The following is a 20,573-nucleotide window of genomic DNA, read 5'->3' as shown; positions in this document are numbered from 1 at the left end:
CGTCAGTACGGCTGCCTGAATCGGAAGTACGTGGATCGCGGCTCCTCCGCGCGAGAAACCTTCCTTCCCTCGCCTCGGTGGTCTCCCGCTCCGCCTCGTGGTGCATCAGCATGGCGGATCAGGTCCCGGGCTCCGGCACCGGGGGTAGTACTGACGGCGTGTCAGGTGGCGGCCATTGGGTGCCGCGGGGATGGGCGCTGGTGAAGAAGGTGGCTCCGGTGCCGGTGACCTGTTCCGTGATGTCGCTCCTGGGGATGGCGACCCCGAACGGCACTACACCGGCGGCCTGTTCGACGGCCGTCCCTGCCGTGGCGCCGGTCTTGTGGTGGAAGGTGAACCGGAACTCGATGTGACCGTCGAAATGGACCATGGGCTCGGGGATCTTGGAACTCGCCGTCACGCGCCCTCCCATCGTCCGTTCGGCGCCGTGGCGCCGGGCGTAGCCGCCGCCGACACCGACGATCGGGCCCAATCCGCCGGGCCCGGAGAACTTGACCCCCGCCTGAACCATGAGCTGGACGCCTCGGGAATTCAGCCTGCGCTCGCTGAACCAGCTGCTGGTCTCGCCGACCAGTGCCGTTTCGGCCGCCGGTTCCTCGCGGTCGTAGGCGAGGTCGAGCACCTTCGCCTGCACGGACACCCATGCCTTCCTGCCGCCGACCCGGAACGGTGCGCTCCGCAGTTCTCCGCCCGCGATCAGTTTCGGCAGGTTCGCCCACAGCCGGTTTTGATCGAAGGCATCCATGACCAGGGCCGAGCGCCGGTGCCCGCCGGTTACCCGGGCGTTCCAGGCGCCCCGGTAGACCCGCTGCCCCACGGCGTCCAGCAGGCCGCGCAGCGACCGGACGTCCGGCAGGTCGCGGATCACATGGCCTGCCGCCAGGCCTTTCTGCCAGATCTTCGCCGGGGGCACGGGGAGCCTCCGCAGGTCGGCCACCTCCGTCGGCCGAGGGCTCCACCCGGCCCGCAGGCGGGCATCCGCGGCCTGGGCCACCTCGATGGTGTCGGCGGTCTCGATCAAGGCCTGGAAGCCGACCTCCGCGTAGCCGAAGGTGTGTTCCCGCACACCGAATGCCCTCCTGGTCATCGCGGGCGTTCCCCCGCCCCCAGCGGCGGCGGCCCGGGCCCGCGTGTGCGACCTGATCCGGTCGGACTGCGCTGCGGCCTCGGCAGCGAAGCGCGCTCGCAACTCGGCCACCTCGGCCTCCGTGCCCGGTTGCCCGGACAGCTCGGCGATCCCGCGGCGCAGCCGGTCGAGCTCGCGCTGCTGGAACCGGGCCTCGTCGGACGTCCGCTGATCGACCGTCCTGCCGCGCAGCCGCCAGGTGCGCCGGAATTCGAATTGCAGCAGCGCGACCCCGTCGAAGACACTCCCGGGAACCTTGCTCTTGGTGCCGCTGCCCGTCTGACCGCCGGCCGACTGCACCGCGATCTCGTCGTGGCCACTCGTGTGGGTGAGGGTCCCGCCTGCCACCGCCGCGACCGGTGCGTGTCCCAACGGGCTGGTGGTCACGAGCAGTTGGAGGCTGGTGACCGAGGAGTCGCCCCGTGAGTCCGCTGTCACACTGTCCGTGGCAGCGCTGGTGGACCCCCTCGCGAACTCGGTGGTTCCGGCGCCGGACAGGTGGGTGAGCTCCCGCACGCTGGCCGTGATGGTCACACTGCCGCCCTTCAGGGCGATGACCCACGGCTGACCGGCCATGAGCGACTTCATCCGCGTCTGGAGCCGCACGGCGGTGACCTTCTCCTGCAACGTCCGTTTCGCCGCGGCCCACGCCCGCGCCGAGCCGAAGGCGCGCAAACCGGTGGCGTCGAGCTGGTCGAACAGGTCCGGCGTGGCCGGCAGGACGTTCAGCACGATGTCGCTGGCGCCGAGTACCAGGGACCGCACGATCCGCGGCGGCGGGCCGTGGCGTCGGGCGGGCTCGGGCCTCGCACCGGTGGCCGGATCGACGGGCATCTCGCGCACGGGAAAGGCGAACTCGCCTTCTGTGGCGGCCTGGAGTGTGTGGGTACGGCCCGGTATTCCCAGGGGGTGGAAGAGCGCGACCTCGACCGTGAACTCCACCGTGCCCCGGAACACCGCCACGGGTTCTACGGTTTTGCGCCGGGACGCCACGGCGTCCCTGGTGTCATGGGTGGTTCCGACCAAGTCGTCGGAGTTCCGGGAGTGATCGAATCGCGCGGAGACGTGCGGCAGCGGGACAACCAAACTGCCCGCCATCGTCAGCCGACTCAGCTTGTCCTCCGTAACACCGATGAAGGCCGACGACTCGGTCCCTGATTCGATTTCGAATTCTTTGATGTACCTGAGGTACTCGGTCATCCGGGCGGTTGCCGCAACGATACGGACGTCTGCCCTCGTCCCCCTGACCGTGACGGACGTGCCCCAATCCTGGCCGGAAGTAAGCGCGGCAACGACAGGTCGCAGCGCGATCGAGTCGAAGAACGGCAGCAGGTCTGCCTCGACCTGCCGCCAGTGGTCCCGGAACGTCTCGCCGAGTGCTCCGCGCAGCGCTCTCATGACCACCATGCCGTCATTCAGCCGCAGGACGACGTCGGAGGCGCCGATCTGCCCGTGCCGGGTCACCCGCTCCGGCGGCTGGAAGGCGAGCGCGGGCTCGGACGTGTCAACCGGCGGAGCCGGGTGGGCGTCGGCGCGCGTGGCGATCTGCCGCCCCGCCGCTTGCTCCGCGACCACGTACGGCTCTGCCTCGGACTGGGGGAGGGCCACCACGAACCGGACGTCGGTGTGGCCGGTGAGGCCGGCCTCGGCGGACTGCTGCTCGGCGAACGTTACATCCACCCGGGCAGTGCCGATGAACAGGGCCATCGGCTCGGTGAACTTGGCGCCGGCGACGGTGCTCGCCGCGTCGGAGGCGCGTGAGCCGTCCCGCTGCCGGGTCAGGTACCCGGGACCGGCAAAGATCGCCACGGAGTTCTCGTCGATGGCGCCCTCGAAGCCGATCCCGGCTCTTGCGCCGACGGCACCCCAGGTGTTCAGCTGGCTGCCGGAGCCTGACACGACCTCGTTGATGACGTTGAGTTCGGCCCTGTCCAGGACCCGCAGGAATTCCAGCCGCTCCAGCCGCGCGGTGGCCGACATCTGCGCGTCCGCGTGGCCGCGGCGGGTGAGGAGCGGGCTCTGCGCGGGCACGTTCCGGAGCATTGCCGGCAGCAAGGCTGCCAGCCGCTCGCGGCTGAAAGTGCCGCGCAACACCGGCCGCACGCCGGACCAGTTCCGGGTTCCGAAGAAGGTCCGGCCCAACTCGTTGACCAGGGACTCAAGACTCCGGGCCGGCGCCCGCGTGTCCGTCGGCTGCGGGCCGACGAACACGTCGAGGATGACGGCGCTCTCCGGGATGCCCTGCCGCCCGTCCGGGTCGAGGCCCCACACCCGGGGCTTGGGCCGCCAGGCGGTCGCGCCCACGGGGACGAGCGGAGCCTCCATGGACAGCGGGCCCGGGGAGCGCGTGGCCGCGGTGAACGACTGCGCGGTGTCCACGGCCTGGGACTCCGCGGCCTCGGAGAGAACCTGGAAGCCCAGCAGAGCGGTCCCATGGGCTGCCCGGTGGGTGTCGGTCGCGGTCGCCGGGTCCGCCAGGTGGGTGAAGGTGAGCGTCGCCACCCCGTCGAACAGGGCGCCGGGCACCTTCGCCTTGAGGGCGTTGACCGAACGTAGGGAGACCCGGCCGAGCGACGTGCGGTCGTGTCCGTACTCGCTGGTGACCGACCCTGCGAACACCCCGCTCTCCCTCAACTGACCCGTGTGGACCCCGAGGTGGGCGTTCTGACCTGAGAGGGCGGTCTGGCCGCTCTGCGTGTGCGTGGCCTGGGAGGTGATGGTGCGCGTCACATCGGTGCCGGTGTTGAACTCGGTCTGCTTGGTGTTGCGCAGGTGCGTCATCTCGTCCACCAGCGCGGTGACCAGGATGCTGCCCCTGCCCCCGGAGAGCAGCACCTCGATCGGCTCGCCGGACGTCATCGTCTTCAACCCGGCGTGCAAGGTCATGAGATCGAGATGGCTGAGGAGCTCCCGCCGCACGGCAGGCCAGTCGCCGCCGAACTGCCGGCGGCCGAAGGACTCCAGCGAGGCGGGGTCCTCGGCCTCGCCCAGCAGCGTCCGCATCCCGCCTCGGGTCCGCTGCCCTGCCGCATCGACCGGGTAGACGTCCTTGACGATGTCCGTGCCGCCGAGCGAGCGGGTCTGCTCCACCCGCAGCGGAGGCCGATAGTGCTGCTCGGCCACGGGCCGCGCAGCGTCACCCGCCTCGGCTGCGGGAACCGCCACCAGTACGGGGACCACGACCTGGTGCCGGGCCGCCGAAGCCGGGGCGTTGGAGAAGGCGAAGTCCAACCGGATGTCAGCGTCGATCCGCAGCGCGGGTTCGGGTGTCTTGCCACGGCTGAACATGCGGCCGTTGCTCACGACGACACGGCCGGTGACTTTGTCGCGTGCCATGCCGAGTTGACCGCTCAGTTTGGTGTGGTCGGCCGTACTGCTCCTGAGGGTGAGGCCACCGCCGACACGCGAACGGCTCTCACCGATGTAGCCGACCGAGGCGTAGGAGTCGCTGCCGTCCTCGAACTCCAGCTTGTCGTACGTGCCGATGGTGACGGCACGTACCACTCGAGCAGTGATCTCGACGTCGCCCTGCCAGCTGCCCGCCTTCAGCGATATCGACCTGCTGTCGCCCCGTGTCAGCTGCGAGAGCCAGGGCTGGAGAGTCTGCAGGCTCAGCGAGGTCGCCAACTGTGCCCGCGCCTCATCCGTCCGGCTCTCGCCGAGGACATCCGCCAGGTGCCGAACGATGCTCTCAACGACGAACCCGTCGTCCGCGTGAACGGACAGGACATGGTCGGAAGAGCTGAGTTGGCCGGCCCGAGTGAGCCTGGTCGGGGGTGTCGGCAATGCGGCCAACTCTGTTGACTCGACTCCTCCGCCAGCTCTATCTTCATCTTGTCGACTGTTGGTGTTTGCCTGGCGTTCACCAATGTGGTCGCGTTTGTTTGTCGCGTCGGGATGACTGACCCGTGGGGCCGTGGTGTCGCTGGCCGGGACGGGGTGTTCGGCATGCCCAGAAAGCGGCGGCACATGCTCGTGCTGCCGACTGATACTCCTCTGGTTGATGTCCTTCGTTTCTCTGATGTCCGGCGTGGGATCCGGTGGATCCGGTGGATCAGACAGACCCGATGACGTCTCGTCACCCAGAGGTGGCTTGCCTGGTGGGGATTCCTCGTGCGGTATGGGGCCATCACCGGTCCCCTCACTGTCGCGGATACGGGTCAGGAACGCTTCGAAGCCCGGATCGATCGACCGCTCATCGCCGGACAGCGGCCCGGTGTCCGGCGCTCCTCCGCCGCCACCGCCGCCACCGCTGCCCCCGCCATGACCGCCGCTGCCGCCGGCATCGTCCTCGCCGTCTTCGTCCTCGCCGTCTTCGTCATCGCCTTGGTCGTCGTTGCCCTCGTGCGGGGTGTCCGACTCCGACCGAGTAGCCGTGTCCACTGACGGACTCAGCGCGATCCGGGCAAGGAACGCCGCCAGGCCTGCCGCCTCCTCGTCCTCTTGCGGCTCTTCGCGCTTTTCCCGCTCTTCCGGTTTCGGTCCTTCCGGCTCTTCCGGGTTCGGCTCTTCCAGTCCTTCCTGCCCTTCCGGAATGGTTGGGAGCACCGGCTGCCACGGGGTCGGCCCGTCGCTGGGACCCTCCTGATCGTTCCCGGGCTCCAGGTCGGTGGGCTCGTCCGGGTCTCGCGGTTCGGCCTGAGGTACGTCCGTCGCGGGCCGCTTCGCCTGGGGCTGGCCCTCCGGCGCCACCTCAGCGCGCCGCTTCTCCCCCCGCCCCGCGGCAACGGGCTCGGGGACGGATCCGGCAGGACCCGCCGTCTGTGCGGTGCCCGCGGCGAGCGCGTCGGTGGACTGGGCCAGCGCCACGTCGTGACCGTTGTCGTCGTGGGGGGTGTCCTCCTCCCGGGCCGCCGACGCATCCTGGGAAATCCGGGCAAGGAACGTTTCCAGGCTTGCCGCCTGCTCGTCCTCTTCCGCGATGGCGGGGAGCTTGGGCGTGGGAGTCCGGTCGCCGTTGAGGCCTCGCTGATCGTCTCCGGTTGTCCCGGGGCCGGTGTGGTCGGCGTCTTTCAGGCCGAGTCGGGTGAGTCCGGCGTGGTCGACCTCCAGCAGGATGGGCTCGTCCGGCCCAGTCGTGATCGGCGCCTCCCACTCCGGGGGAACCGGCCGGTTCCCGCGCAGGAACAGCTTCTTCTCCCGGTAGGCGGCCTCGACCGTCCATACCGGCGTCAGCCGGACCAGGTAGCGGGGACCGGCGACACCCTGCGCCTGGGAATCCGGGGCGGTCTTCTTCGTCTCGAAGGCGACCGACTTCTTGCCGCCCCCTGCCGTCCATTGGCTGTAGGAGTCCGCACCCAGCGCGAACGGCCGGTTCGCGGCGGTGTGGTGCGGGAGATGGATCGTCGGCGGCCGGAGGTCGGCATTCCACCACGCACCGGCTCCGCCCGCGATCTCCGAGGTCTTCTTGGCGTGCGACGCCTCCGAGGAGGTGCCGGTCAGAGAACCGCCGTCGATCACCCGGACCAGTTCCCGCGCCACAAAGTCGACCCTGACCGTCACCCTGTCCAGCGCGTCCCCCTCCGGCCCGCTCGCCACCTGGAGGGAATACCCCTGCGGAGACATCGCCTCCCGCAGATTCGACCGCAGCAGCGCCGAACTCGTCTTCGCGTGCAACTCGAAGCCCGCAAGCGGGCGCAGCACCGGCCGCCCCGACTCACCCCCGTACGCCAGATCCTGCAGCGCCGCGTGCAGCGCGGGCGCGTCGAACGGGCGCACCAACACCCGCTCCGGTAGCCCCACCGGTACCCCGCTGTCCCGCTGCCAGTCCACCAACGAGCCACCGGTCTGCCCGGGCGACTCGGCCGGCCGGTCGGCCTCGCTCTCCGCCGGCAGCACCTCCTCGACCGGCACCGTCGACCGCGTCGCACCCGGCAGCGTGAACTCCGCACGCCACGATCCGCCGAACCGGCGCCCGCCAAGCCGTGGGAACCACTCGGGCAGATGCTGACTGTAGTGCCCCGGACGCGCATACGGATACACGTCCATCGTCACCTCCAGATCATGGAGGAACTGCACACTCTCCCCGGATCCGGTACTGGTGACCGACTCCTGGTGCCCCCGGGACGACTCCCACCTCTTCGCCGAGGTCTGCGCACCCGCGAGACCGGCCGCCAGCCATGCTGCCGGACGCTGTGCCTTGCCCGGGTAGGCGATGGCGTCGAGAACCCACTCACCGTCAAAGCCGACACGGGTCGTCTCGCCGGTGCGCCGGGTCGCCTCCAGGCCGGACTGCGAGGTGTGTCCGGAAAGCGTGCGATGGTAGTGGCCCTGGCCCAGCCTGGCCCGCAGCACCACCAACTGCTCCACCTTGCCGAACGGCGTGTCACCCTCCAGGAACACCGCCCGCCCACCGTTGAGCATCTCCTCCAGTGCCGCACCGAACCCGGACGTGGTCAGTGTCGGGGCGAGCACGTCCTGCAGCAGCCGCTCATTGATCCGGTCGAACTTGGCCACCCGCGCGGGCACCGGCACCTGCCCCTGCGCGGGCCTGCCCAGCGTCTGGTAGGCGAGGTCCAGCCAACTGCGGGTGACCCGGCCGTTCTCCGCCGACCACTGGTCAAGCCGCCGGGCGATCTGCTGCACCAGCTCACCCCCGGCCTCCAGCCGGTAGAGCTCGACGCGGCCACTCCCCCGGCCGACGTTCGCGGGAGCCCGTACCTCCGGCACCGGCAAACGCGGAACCTCCGTCACCGCCGGCGGCTCCACGGCGGGAGTCTCGGGGGTGTCCGTCACCGGGGTCTCCTGCTCCTGCTCGGCCTCCCGACCCGGTTCCATCTGCACGGCCGCGCGGTAGTGCTCTGCGTCGCCGTCCGTCAGCTTCGCGAGGTCCGACTCGGTCAGGGCGCCGATCCGGTGGATCTCGCTCGCCGGCACCCACACCTTGACCGCATCGGGCACCCGCACCCACTTCGACCGCTCCACCACCGGACCCTCGTGGATCAGCGTCGAGATGTCCTGCCAGGACCGGCCGGTGGCGGTGTGCACGTCGTACGTCGCGTCGAAGCTGACGAGGTATCCGCGCTCCCTCCACCCCTCGGTAGCGACATCCTGCCCCGCATTCGCCGTCGACGCACCCTTCGCCCGCGAGTACAGCAGGCCAACGTAGAGATCCGGCCCGAGGTACGTGTCGCCATGCGGCACCATGATCCCGCCGGCCAGCTTGCCCTTGACGCCCCAGCCCTTCTGAGCGTCCGTCTCCCATTCGGCCTTGCCGAACCGCGTGCCGCCGAACCGGTGCTCATCGTCCCGGGCAACCACCCTCGGCTGACCCAGCCTTGTCGACAGTTCCAGCCGCGCGAACAACTCACGGGTGCCGACCAGACCCGGCCGGTTGTGGCTCTTCAGCCGCACGGAGTCGTAGTACAGCACAGCCCGCTCGAAGCGCGCCGCCCGCGCCGCGGGACTGGTGAAGCTTTCCAGTGCATCCAACGCCGCGTTGCGCTCGTTCAGTTGATCCCGCTCGCGCTCCAACCAGTTCTTGCCCTGATGCTCGTCGAACGCCACCGGCCTGGCCCCCACCAGCGGCCGCCGGTACCACTCCTGCCAGGCCGTGCCGCCCGGCGCCGACAGCATCGCCGCGACGGTGCTCTGCAAGCCGGGCACCGGCTTCAGCGACTCCAGCTCGAACCCGGCCGGCAGCTGCACCTCACCCTGTTCCGGCCGCGGCGCCGCACCGTCCTGCCACACCGTCGCGGACGACTGCTCCGACGGCTCCGCGAGCACCACCCCGGCCCGCTCCGGCACCGCCACCTCGACCCGGCCGGAGACCGACGACGACGTGTAACCCGCCGTGCCGTCCGCATCACGCCACCGTACGACCTCACCAGGGGCCGACCAGCGGCCACCCACCCGCACCTCGAAGTCGACCGGGTAGTCGAAACGGTGGACCCTGCCCGAACCATCCGACGATCGCTCGAAGCGGAGCTGCTGGCCGATCTTGTCGGTGCCGACCCGGTTGGACTTGTAGGCGATCTGGAAACCGCCGTACTCGATGTCCGGGTTACCGATGAAACCGGCACCCGCCAGTCCGACAGAACTGTCCTTGCTTTTCGTGACCTTGACACTGTGCTCGTGGCCCGCACCGACCGACCCGCTGAGCTTCTCCCCGGCACCCTCCCCGAGGTACCGCCCGTCCCTGGCCCGCAGCAGCCCGCGGATGAACACATCCGGTGCCCCACTGCGCCAGGCACTCAGCGGGAACCGCACACCGTCCCCACCGTTCGCCAACTCCCGCGCGTGCTCGCGCAGGAAGGCACGGAACTCCACCGCGACCTTCGGCAGCTGAGCAGCGTCGAGCCGACCCTGCACCTCGAGCCGGTGGAGCACCCGACCGACGATGTCCTCCACCGTCTCCTCCGGCAGCCGATACGCCGCGTCCACCCGATCGGGCACATCGAGCGGGCTCACCCCGGCCGGCTCCTGAACAACCGGCTCCTGAACAACCGGTTCCGACGCAATGCGCTCAGAGTCAACGGGCCCCGGCTCGGCCGGCTCCACCGGCGGCGCCGCCTCACGCTCGCGCGTCCACAGCGTCGCCGTACCGCCGTCGACCCGCAGCAGCACGCTCTTCGGGCCGTGGCCCACGCGCACCACGTAGCTGAAGTCGACCCGGCGCTTGCCGAGCGAACCGGTGTAGGTCTCCACCTGCTTCTGCTCGAACTGCTCGGTGGTGCCGGTGCCGGTCTTGGTCAGCCCGTAACGGAAGACGGCCGGACCCAGGACGCCCGTCAGGTGGGTGGTGCCACCGACGCCGACGATCACGCCGGCACCCCAACGACGGGTCACCGCCTGCTCCGACGTGCTCTCCCCGCTGATCTTGTGGGTCCGGGTGATGCTGCTCTTCGTCTCCGGAAGGTCCCGGACGACGACATCCTTGGCGATCGCAACCTCGATCCGGGTCCGCCGCCGGCTGGCGAACCCGAAGGACTTGCGCACCACCTGACCGCCGAACAACTCCGGTGCCCTGCCGGCCAGGCCGTCCAGCCACTCACGGAAGTCCCTCGCCGCGGGATCGTTCACCTTGAACCTGCGGCCCAGCGCGCCCTCGACGGCGCGGTACACGTCACCGCCAAGACCGGTGACCTCCGCGTGCACGATCTCCTCGGACCGCTGCTCGGGCGGCCGCGCGCCCTCCTCCGGCCGCGACGGCACGACCGCGTCCGGCTTGGGCCAGGCCAGCGTCACCGGAACGTGGACGAAGTCCACCTGGGTCTTGCGCTTGCTCCACCACCAGCGGCCGGGCCTGTGGGCCGTAACCCGGTAGGTCACCGTGTGTCCGGCGGTGGTGACCGGCACCTGGGACTCCACGACCTCCGTCTTCGCGCCACGCTTGACCTGCGTGGAGAAGCTGCTGTCCCGGGCGTTGATCATCCCGGCGATCTTCCCGGCGATCTGGACGAACGGCAGCGGGACCCGGACCCCTCGCGGCTCCAGGAACACGTTCTTGCGCGCGACCGAAACACTGTGCTCCGCCGCCCGGTCCCGCGCGAAGGAGAAGTCGGTGCTTCCCTCGGTCAGCCCATGCGGGGTACCCAAGCCCACCGCTTCCACGGTGACCTGCGGCCCACCATCCACCCGGGCACTGAAGTCCGCGGTGAATCCGCCGTCCAGCGTGCGGTGGAAATGCGTCCTGAGGTTCTCGTCGGAGAACGCGTCCTCCACCACCACACGCGTGGTCGCGTCGCCGGAACCATCATCGCCGAGCAGCCGCCTGATCGCGGCACGTACCTGCGAGCCGTCAACCTCGCCGACCAGCTTCGGCCGGTCCACCCGCGCCTGATGAACCGCCTCCACGGGATCCAACAGGAACTCACTCCGGCCAAGCACATCCTCCCGATCGAGCTGGGCAAACACCTCCGGCGACGAGCGCCCGACATCGTCGAGGGCCCGGACCTCGCTCAGGTCCTCGACCACGACCGGCGTCCCGCTCTGGACACCTGCGTACCGGGCACCGCTGTCGAAGAGCACGGTGCCGTGCTCCGGGTGGGGCACTGTGAAAGTTCCGTCATCACGCTGCCCCGGCATCAGCCCGGCTGTCCGGTTCGACGGGCCGATGAGCTCAAGCCTCGGCCCGGCAAGGGTGTGATCGACGCCGATGCTCAGGCCGTGGAAGTCGTCGTGGCCTGTGAGCGGCATCTCCTGCCGGACAAGCCCGCCGCGTGTGTCGAAGTGCCACAGCGCTGCGGCGCCGTCGTTCGCGCCGTCCACCGGGATGCGAACGGTCAGGCCCTCCGGGTAGCGGGCGAGCCGCGCGCCCTCGACGGGCTGTCGCTCACCGTCCAGCAGCGTCAGCGGGCCGTCGATGCCCGTCGGCTGTGCCAGCCGTACGACGTGGTCGGTGCCGGGCAGCGGCAGCTCGCGGAGCTCGAACCGGACGGCGGAGTCGAGATGCAGGTCCCCGTCGCGACCGTGCACAACGAACCCGCCGTCCGGGCGCGTCTCCACGGTCCGTCCCGGCACCGGCTGTCCAGAGGCGTCCACCAGCTCCAACCGCGAGGACGCCGGCAACGTCTGCGTGGCCGGCGTGTCGGACCGCCGCAGCCGCAACCCGGCGAGCTGCGGGCTGCCGTGCACCGGCTCCGCCACGCGCACCGCCGGCTCTTCGGCCGGCTCCTGTGGCTGCTCCGTTACCGGCGACTTCTCCTGACCGTTCGTCAGCTCTCTGTTTTCCGGCCCGTTGACGGTGAGCTCGGCCCCACCCGCGGAGGTCTCCTCAGAGGACTCCCGACGAACCTCCTCGACCGCCTCCTCTCCAGACTCCCGACGCAGCTCCTCGGAGGACTCCCGACGAACCTCCTCAAGCACCTCCTCGCGAGACTCCCGGCCGGGCTCCTCGGCCGTCTCCGCGGGCGACTCCACGCGGAGCTCTTCAACGCCCTCCTCGGGCGCCCGCACGTCCGTGCGGTCGTCACGCCCCTCCTCCGCGTCGGCAGGGTCCTGCGCGATCGGGTCCAGGGAGAAGAGCTCGGCGAGCGTGTGGCCGAAGCGCTTCTCCGAGGCATCCGCAGCAGGGCGTTCCTCCTGCCGAAGCCGGCTGCTCGGCTCGTCCTCGGATACGTGGGTGGTGTCGACCGGCCGCTCCGCGTGCTCTTCGCCCGGGTTCTGGGCCACGGGGCCCGCCACCCATGCCTCCGCGAGCCGGGTGTAGGTGACCCGTTCGCCGGGCGCCTTGAGCCGGGCGACCAGGTCCAGCAGCCGCTGCCGTGCGGCCTGCTCGACCGGGGCGTCCGCCTCCGCTCCGTCGAGGCGACGCACCAGCGTGTCCAGATGCCCTGCGGTGACCGGCACGTCCGAACCGAGCCTCAGACGACGACGGGTCAGGTCCGCGACCCGGCGCACCGTCGCCAACCGCTCGACCGTCAGGTGCTGCGCACCACCGTGCAGCTCGCTCGCCAGACCGGCCAGGTGCCACACGTGCAGGCCGCCCCTGGCGCCGATCCGCGCGGCGAGCGGCCTGAGGTCGCTGCGCTTCGCCACGTGTCCGACACCGGACAGCTTCTGGAGAGCGCTCTTCAGTTCCGCCGCCCGGATCCGCGCCTCGACCGGGTTCTCCACGTCCGTGACGGGGAATTCCGGCGCCTCCTCGACGGCCTCGATACGTTCGTAGTTCCTGATGTCGTACCCGTGGCCGTACCTGTCCTCGTTGGGGACGACCCGGCGGGAGCTGATCTTCATCCGGCTCCCGGGAAGCAGCACCACCTCCTGCTCGCCCGGGTCCGTGGAGAACGCCGAAATGTCCCGGCCGTGGTTCCCCTTGAGTTCGGCGCGCACCAGTACCGGGTGGGTCATGGGCAGTCGAGCGGAGGAGTCCAGGAAGGCCTCGGCCTGACGACCGGACCGGCTGAAGCTGGTGAACGCCTTGAAGGAGAGCTCCGACCCGCCGTACTCGGGGGAAATGATCCGTCCGATGCCCGAGTGCAGGTCGCCGAGGGAACGCGCACCGCGCCATACCTCACCCAGTGCGGGGGGCAGCAACGACAGCGCGTCCATCAGCATCGCCACGTGGTGCGGCAGCTCCTGCTCGAAGTGCGGCACCAGCTTCTCCGCGACGGCCTGAAGCCGCTCGCGCAGCCGTGCCCGCTCCTCGGCCGTCATCTCCTCGAGCGGGGTGCTGAGCAGTTGGCCAAGGTCCGGGGCGTCTTCCTTCAACGCGCTGAGCACCTTCGCCAGGGCGTCCTGTGTGTCCTTGTCCCCCGCCTCGTCGAAGGCCCTGTCGATGAACGACCTGACCTGGATGCGCAGCGCCGCGCGGCTCGCCCCGCCCTGGTACCTGAGCATCACGTTCATCAGCGCGTACACCGGGCTGGTGTAGGCCATCAGGGCGACGAAGTGGGCGGGGCTCAGCCGTTCGAGCACCTGTCGCGGCGTCATCCCGTTCTCCCGCAGCCAGCGGTTGATGGCCTCCTCGCCGTTCCACTGGCTCGGCGGCTTGTCGACGAGGCTCTGGAAGGCCTTCCGGCGCTGCTCGGCCAGATCCACCCTGCGGTCCTCAGGCGAGGCGAAGCCGCCGTTTTCGGGCGGGGTGACGACCTTGGCCCAGTAGGCGGCCTCGTGCGGCAGCATGCCGTTCTCGCCGGCGGCGTCGCGCAGTTCCGACAGCCGCACACCCGGGATCGACCGGTACATCCGCGCCGCGTCGTCCAGCGGGTTCCCGGCCAGCGACGGCACCGCGTCCGCCGCCCGCAGGCCCGCCAGAACCTCGTACACCGTGTGGCCCTGGGCCGGCAGCAGCCACCCGAGCAGCGACAGTGCCAGGCCGTCGGCGTCCCCGTCCGGCACGTTCAGCGCCTTGAACGCGTGCCCGATCTCCACCGCCGTCCGCGACACCCCGGCGGCCAGCGGGATGCCCCGCTCGTCCAGCGTCTTGGACGCCGGAGCTCGCAGGTCCCGGAGCGGCGACTTCAACGTCGAGGGCGTGTCCGCGGCGGAGACCGCGTTGGAGAACGCCGTCATCAGCTCGTGGACGTCGCCGCGCTCCAGCAGCTCCTGGGGCCCGGCCGCCCCGTCGTCGCGGAAGTTCCGCCAGATCTCCTGCGCACTGTGCTCGGGGTGCGCCTGGGAGAGAGCCTCGAACAGGCGGGACACACCCTGCCGGGCTGCCGCCACCGCCCTGGGGTGGCCGGCCGCGAAGGTAGCCAGCCGTGACTCGAACTCCCGCGCCTTAGGCAGGTACGCCGGGTCCGAGTACAACGGGCGCAAAGCCCCGTCCCCGCCGACCGCCGGCCCCTCATGGGCCAGTTGCAGCTGCTCCGCCCGCTCGACGTCGAACGGTGCATCGTCGGTCCCTGGTGCGACGGACGGCTCCGAGGGGCGCAGCTCCTCGGCCGGCGTGCCCTCGGCACCGAAGACGTACGGCTTGCCGGTGATCCGGTCCTCGATGACGAACCGACTGCGGGGATTGGCGCTCTCCGCCGACTGGTCGTCCGGCGAGCCGATGGCGAACCGCGTCTCCGGGTTGTCCACCAGCCCGAATCCCACGAAGCTGCCGTCGTGGGGGTCGTGGGCGACCTGGACCCGCACCCCTGCCAGCTCCGGGGGCGCCTCGTGCAGGTACACCTCGTGCGAGAGCACCTCGCGCGGGAGGCCCTCGCGCGGGGGTCCGAAGATCGTCGTGAGGCCCGTCGCCTCGTGCACCACCTGGCGTCCGCCGTCGACCTCGACAGGAGACACGGTGAAACCGTCATGGGTACCCGAAGCGGCCCCGGACGCCTCCATCTCCTCCAGCGCCCGCCGCGCATCCGCCCACACCTGCTCGTGCACTGCGGCCCGCAGCTCCGCCAGGCCATCGGGATGCGTGAACCCATCCATCTGCGAACGGGCGAGAATCTCCGTCGAGTCCGCCACGATCAACGGCAGCAGACGAGGATCCAGTGCGCGGCGAACGGCACCGGAGGCCGCCGACTTGGGCAGGGTCTCCTCGAAGATCCGCGCCAGTTCCGGCTCGTACTCGACACCCACGGTGCCCAGTTCGTTCTCCGGCTCCACCAACGGCGTGAGCGACGGGAACAGTCGCTCACCCACCTGCCGCAGCCGCCTGCGCAGCGGCGTCTCGCCGCCACGGCGCACCGACACCAGCGACCCGTCCCGACGGAACCTCAGCTCATCGCCCGTGACGTGGTCGGTCAGCACGAGGCGGCCGTCCGGCCTGCGCTGCACCCCGTGCGACGCCGAGACCCACGGATCGTCGGCGTCCAGCTCCGCCGCAACCCCGGCAGGCGCACCGTCGGAGCCCAGGACACGCCGCAGCCGGATCCGCGCGCCCGCCAGGTGCCCGTCCAGGTTCCCGGTCAGCGGCACCTCGACGTCCCGCGGCACACCGTTGCCGTCGAAGTGCCAGCCCAGCTCGTCCCCCGGTGCACCGACCGACACCCCGGTCAGCGCACCGGACTCGTCGCGGGCCTCCTGGACCTGGTAACCGTCCGCCGCCGTCCCGTCCTCGCCGACCACCGACACCACCCGCCCTCCCTCGCCGACGGCCGTACGCAGGAAGTGCGCCGTCCCCGCCAACCGCACGTCCAGCGCCTGCGGCAACAGGTCCTCGCTGTGGTGCCACCTAACGTCCCCCGACGTTTGGGCAACGGTGTAGCCGCCGCTCTGCTGAGGCATCACCACCCAGTCCGGCGACCGATCCCCGGACCTGTCGACCGCCTCCGGATGAACCGGCATTCCCAAGGTCCGCAGGTGATCAGCCGCCGCCCCGGTCGCCTGACGCAGCCGGAACTCCGGACCGGGCATCGCCTCGGGAACCGTGAGCAGCTTCGGCCTCAACCGCTGTCGCGGCTGCCGGGACTTCTCGCTCACTGCGCCGTCGTCGGACGTGCTTGTCGGCGCATCGGACACCGACCGCCCCACGACCTCCTCCACGGATCCGCCGGCCGGCCCATCAGACCCCGACAGCCGGGCAAGGGACTGCGCGGGCTCCTCAGCCGACGCCTCGTGAGTGCCTGTCAACGGCGCCGTCCCGCGAGTCGGCGTCGTCTCGTGCATGCCGGTGTACCGGCCGGCGTCGTTGAACCGCGCGGTAACGCCCCGTTCGGAGTCGGTCAGCGTGAAGGTGCCGCCGTCAACCTGACCCGGCGTCCAGGAGCCGGTCCGGTCAGAGGACCCGACCAGTTCCAGGAGCTGCCCGACGGGAGTGTGTTCCAGCTGCAAGTACAGCCCGTCGAACGCGTCGTGACCGGTCAGCGGCAGCTGTCGGCGAACGAGGCGGCCACGCGCGTCGAAGCGCCACTGCGCGACCTCGGCCTCGTGCGCAGCCTCCACCGGGACACTGACCGTGAGGCCGTTCGGATCGCGGGCGAGCCGCGCGTTCTCCACCGGCAGCCCGTCGGGGCCCAGCACCTCGAGCGGGCCGGCCATGCCGACCGGCTCCGCGAGCCGCACGGCAGAGTCCGTACCAGGCAGCCGCAGCTCACGGAACTCGAACCCGAGCCCGGAGTCCAGGTTCAGGTCGCCCTCGTCTCCGCGGATGACGAACCCGCCGTCCGCACGCGGCAGCACCGTCCGCCCCGGCACCACCTGGTTGTCCGGGCCCACCAGTTCCAGCTGCCTGGACGCCGGGGACGTCTCCGTGGCCGGCGTGTCCGTCGACCGCAACCGGTATCCGGCGAGCTGCGTTGCGCCGTGCAAGGGCTCTTCCACGACGCGCACCGCGGGCGTGTCGGCCGAGGGCTGCTCGGTCTGCGGGTCCGGGTGCGTGACGCCCCGGATCTGTCCCAGAGCCTCGAAGTGAAGCGCCCGCCCGCCAACCGCCTCCTTCAGTGTGAACCCGCCGTCGAACTGCTCCCCCGGCGACTGCGGCAGTGGTTCGAAGGTGAACGCGAACCGCGTTCCCCATCCACCGCCGTCCAGCGTCCGCGTCACAGCCCCGTCCGAACCGAACTCGGTACGGACCTTCAGCCCGGACAGGCCGCCGATTCCCTCCCCCCGCAGCGGCACCTCGAGCGAGCGCGGCTCCGCGTCGGCGTCGAGGTGCCACTCCAGCACCGCACCGTCGTCCTCGCCCGGTACCGGCGTCCGCACCACCAGGTCACCCTCTGCGGTGCGGGTGACGTGGGTGACGTGGACTTCCGTCCCGCCCGCCAGCGGCACACCGTCCGGTTCCGCCAGGCGCACCCCGCCATCCACCCCGGACGGGGTGTAGAACCGCAGCAGCCGATCCGTACCCGGCAACCGCACGGTGCGGAACTGGAACTGCCCACCCACGGAGAAGTGCAGCGTGCCCGGGACGACCCCCGTGATGCTGAAACCGCCCTCCTGGCGCGGCGTCACCACCGCTGCCTCAATCGGCGCGCCGTCACGATCGACGAGGGCCAGGCGCAGCGGGTCCCGCCTCAGCCGGACCCCGGCACCGGCCAACGGGCCCACCTGGTCGACCCCGGAGAGTCGCGTCCCTCTGGCCGACGGTGCGGTCGTAGGCCGCTCGGCGGTCAGGTCGCCACCGTGCGCCGGGACCTCGAGGAGCTGCCCGGCCGGGGCGTCGACCTCGACGGCGGGCGGGCGCTCGGCGGTCTGCGGTTGCGTCTGCGTCTGCGACTGCGCCGGGCTGCCCTCCCCCTGTGTGTCAGGGAGTTGCCCGGCCGGGGCATCGACCTCGACGGCCGGGCGCTCCGCGGTCTGCTCGATGAACGGCCAGGGGGCGCCGCTGCGCTGGGCGACGGCTTCCCGACCCGTCTCCGGATCGACGTACACGTCCTTGAAGCCGGAACGGATCCAGTTCCAGCGGCGCGTACCGGAACCCACCGCGTTGCCCTCGGCACCGAAGCGCGTCCAGGTCCACGCCCCCCGGGCGCCCTGCTGAGCACGGACCACACCCCCGTCCGCCGTCGGGTGGTACGTCCGCACGGAGAGGAGGTTCATCCTCGGCAGTCTGCCGGTGCGCGTGTCGTGGAAGGTCCGGGTCCTGGCGTCCCAGGTGCGGGTGCCGTGGGCGACCTTGTTCCCGGCCGCGTCGAACTGAGTCCAGCGAAGCTTGCCGGCGCCGTCCCGATGGACCTGCAAGTACCTTCCGCCGCCCAGCGGCTCGTGCTCGAAGAGGACGGTGGCGGGGTCCTCCTGGCTGGTCAGCGTCAGTCCGCCGGTGAGGGACGTGGTGATCCTCGCGGTACCGCGCGGGCCGGCGACCAGCTCGCTCTCGGCGTTGACAAGTGACGCCGCACCGGTCGTGTGATCGATCAGCCAGTGCTCGCCGGTGGGGACGCCGGACTTCACGCGGACGGCGACGGTCTGCTCCCGCAGTCCGCCCTGCGCGTCGTACACCATCCGCTCCTGCGGCCAGCCGCTCGGCACGGTGCGGCGCAGCACGAACCGGTCGGGCCCGAGAAGCTCGACCTGCACGGTGTCGTCCGGCTGCCCCGCGGCGCCGACGAGCTTCGGCTCGGTGGCGTCCGGCAGGCCGACCTTGAACTGCAGAGAGCCGGTCCCGCCCGAGAGCCGGACCATGCGGCCGGCGTACACGCCCTCCTTGCTGAAGTACCAGGTGGTGGCCGCCGCCCCGTCGGTGACGCCGAACGCGGCGTCCAGACCGTGGGGGACGTCCGTGGTCGGCGTGAACCGATCTTGGGACTGGGGAGCATCGACGAAATCCACGGTGCCGTCCGTGGACCTGACCTTCGCTCCCTCCAGCTCGGCGGGGATGTCGCCGGCCACGCTGCCGAGGAACGCCTCGTGATGGGTCTCCTCGCCGCTGGCGCGGTAGCCCCACTGCAGACCGGTGGCGCTGTGCGTGACCAGGTAGGTTCCGGCGCCGAGCAAAGTGGTCGGAGCGGGTACGACAGTGAAGTCGCCGACCGTCACGGTACGGAAGGACGATCCCGGAGCCCCCGGAGTGACGACCGGGAGCCGTTCCTGCAGCGGCAGAGCCAGGTATTTTCGCAGAGCGGCCTGAGCCTCACGGTTCATCAGCCTGCGGCCGTCAACCATCGCCGGCGCCAGAAGCGGGTGCAGCAGGTTCCTGTGGTAGCCGGCCCTCTCCAGCGCGGCACCCAGCTCAGGCGCTACCTCCTCGACCCGCTCCACGGGCTTCTCGCCAAGAGCCCTGCCGAGTTGGACCAGAACCTCACGGATCCCGGACAGATCGGGCCTCTCGCCCGGCCGCACCCCGTCGACGGACCGCAGAGCCTCGGCGACGACCTGCTGGAAGATCTCGGGACGGTCGACCCCGTCGAGCTGTCGGCTGTCGTGCTCGGCGATCTCATCGCCGCTCGCCGTTCCCGCTGACAACTGTTGATCACGCCTGACCGAGGCCGAGGCGACAGAATCCGCGCCTGTCTCAGGGGCCGGGGACGCCTCTGCCTGGACCGGTCGGGGCCGCACCGCGAGGACCGTGTCGTCGGCGCCGCCCCGCAGCCCCAGCAGCGCGGTGTCGACACCGCGCCGAGCACTCAGGTCCTTGGCTACCGTGACCGCCCGGTCGATCCGGTCAGGGGCGTTTTCGTGCTGGTAAAGCACCTGCGCGACACGCATGGTCGCCCAGTACTGCTCCGGATCGCGCTCCAACAACCCCTGGCCGGGCCGGCCGAAAGTCGGGCCGAACGGGTTGTGCTCCGCAGTGATCCGCGACGCTTCGGCCCACAGCTGCCGTGCCTTCTCCACGGTCGTCTTGCCGCCGAACTGCTGCTCCGCGAAGCGACGCAGGTCCTCCGGTACGACGGTCCGGCTGTCCCGGGCTTCCCGCCCGTCCTGACCGTTCCCACTGGGGGCTGCCTCTGCAGGCCGCTGCGGCTGCTGCTGCACGTCCTCCGTCTCCGGGTGCGCCCCGGGGGGCTGCGTCGAGGGCGCCGCCGCCTCGACGGTGCGCTCCGCCGGGTCGCTCGTCACCTGGCCGGGGCGCTCCTCCGGCGCCACAGGCGCCGTCTGCAGCAGCCTCTCCGAGGGGGTCCGCTGCGGCGTCGGCTGAGACGTCTGCGTCGGCTCCGGCGCCTGCTGCCCCGACCGGGACTCCTGCCCCGTCGGTCCCGACGCCTGCGACGCCTGCTGCATCTGATGACTCTGCTGCATCTGCGACGGCGCCGGCGCCGGCTGCGTCGGGGGAACCGGCGGGACCTGCGCTGGCAGGACGACCGGCTTCGGCACGCTGACCGTGGGCATGCTCGGTTTCACCGTGCCCGGCCCCTCCGTGACGTTGTCCGTCGTCGCCGTACGGGCCGTGTCACGGTGTGCCAGGTGGTTGTCCGCGGGCGTCTCGGTGTGGGCCTGTGGGAGCTCGGGCCCGGTGACCGGCTCCGTCCGCTCGTCGTTCGGCTCGGCCGACCGCACCGAAGTGTCGTGGGTAGGCTGCGCGGCTGCCGGTGTCTGATCACCGGCCTGCGACCCCGGCTGCTGTTCGGAAGACGCCGCTTCACCACGCAACGCCTCAAGCCGGCGCACCAAATCCTCATGAACCGCCGCCGTCACCGCCGGATCATCAAACTCCGACCCCAACCGCTCCTCACCAGACGACCCCGGC

1 protein-coding gene is annotated in these 20,573 nt (G+C 70.9%); it reads right to left on the bottom strand.

Annotated elements, in window-relative coordinates:
- Positions 1–118: 118 nt before the first annotated feature.
- The gene (locus H8R17_RS14160) at positions 119–20,383 is read right to left on the bottom strand and encodes a hypothetical protein (RefSeq protein WP_187823530.1); all 20,265 of its coding nucleotides are present in this window, start codon (positions 20,381–20,383) and stop codon (positions 119–121) included.
- Positions 20,384–20,573: the final 190 nt, after the last annotated feature.

This window comes from Streptomyces sp. TRM68367, assembly GCF_014495685.1.
GTDB lineage: Bacteria > Actinomycetota > Actinomycetes > Streptomycetales > Streptomycetaceae > Streptomyces.
This window is presented reverse-complemented; position numbering and strand designations above follow the sequence as displayed.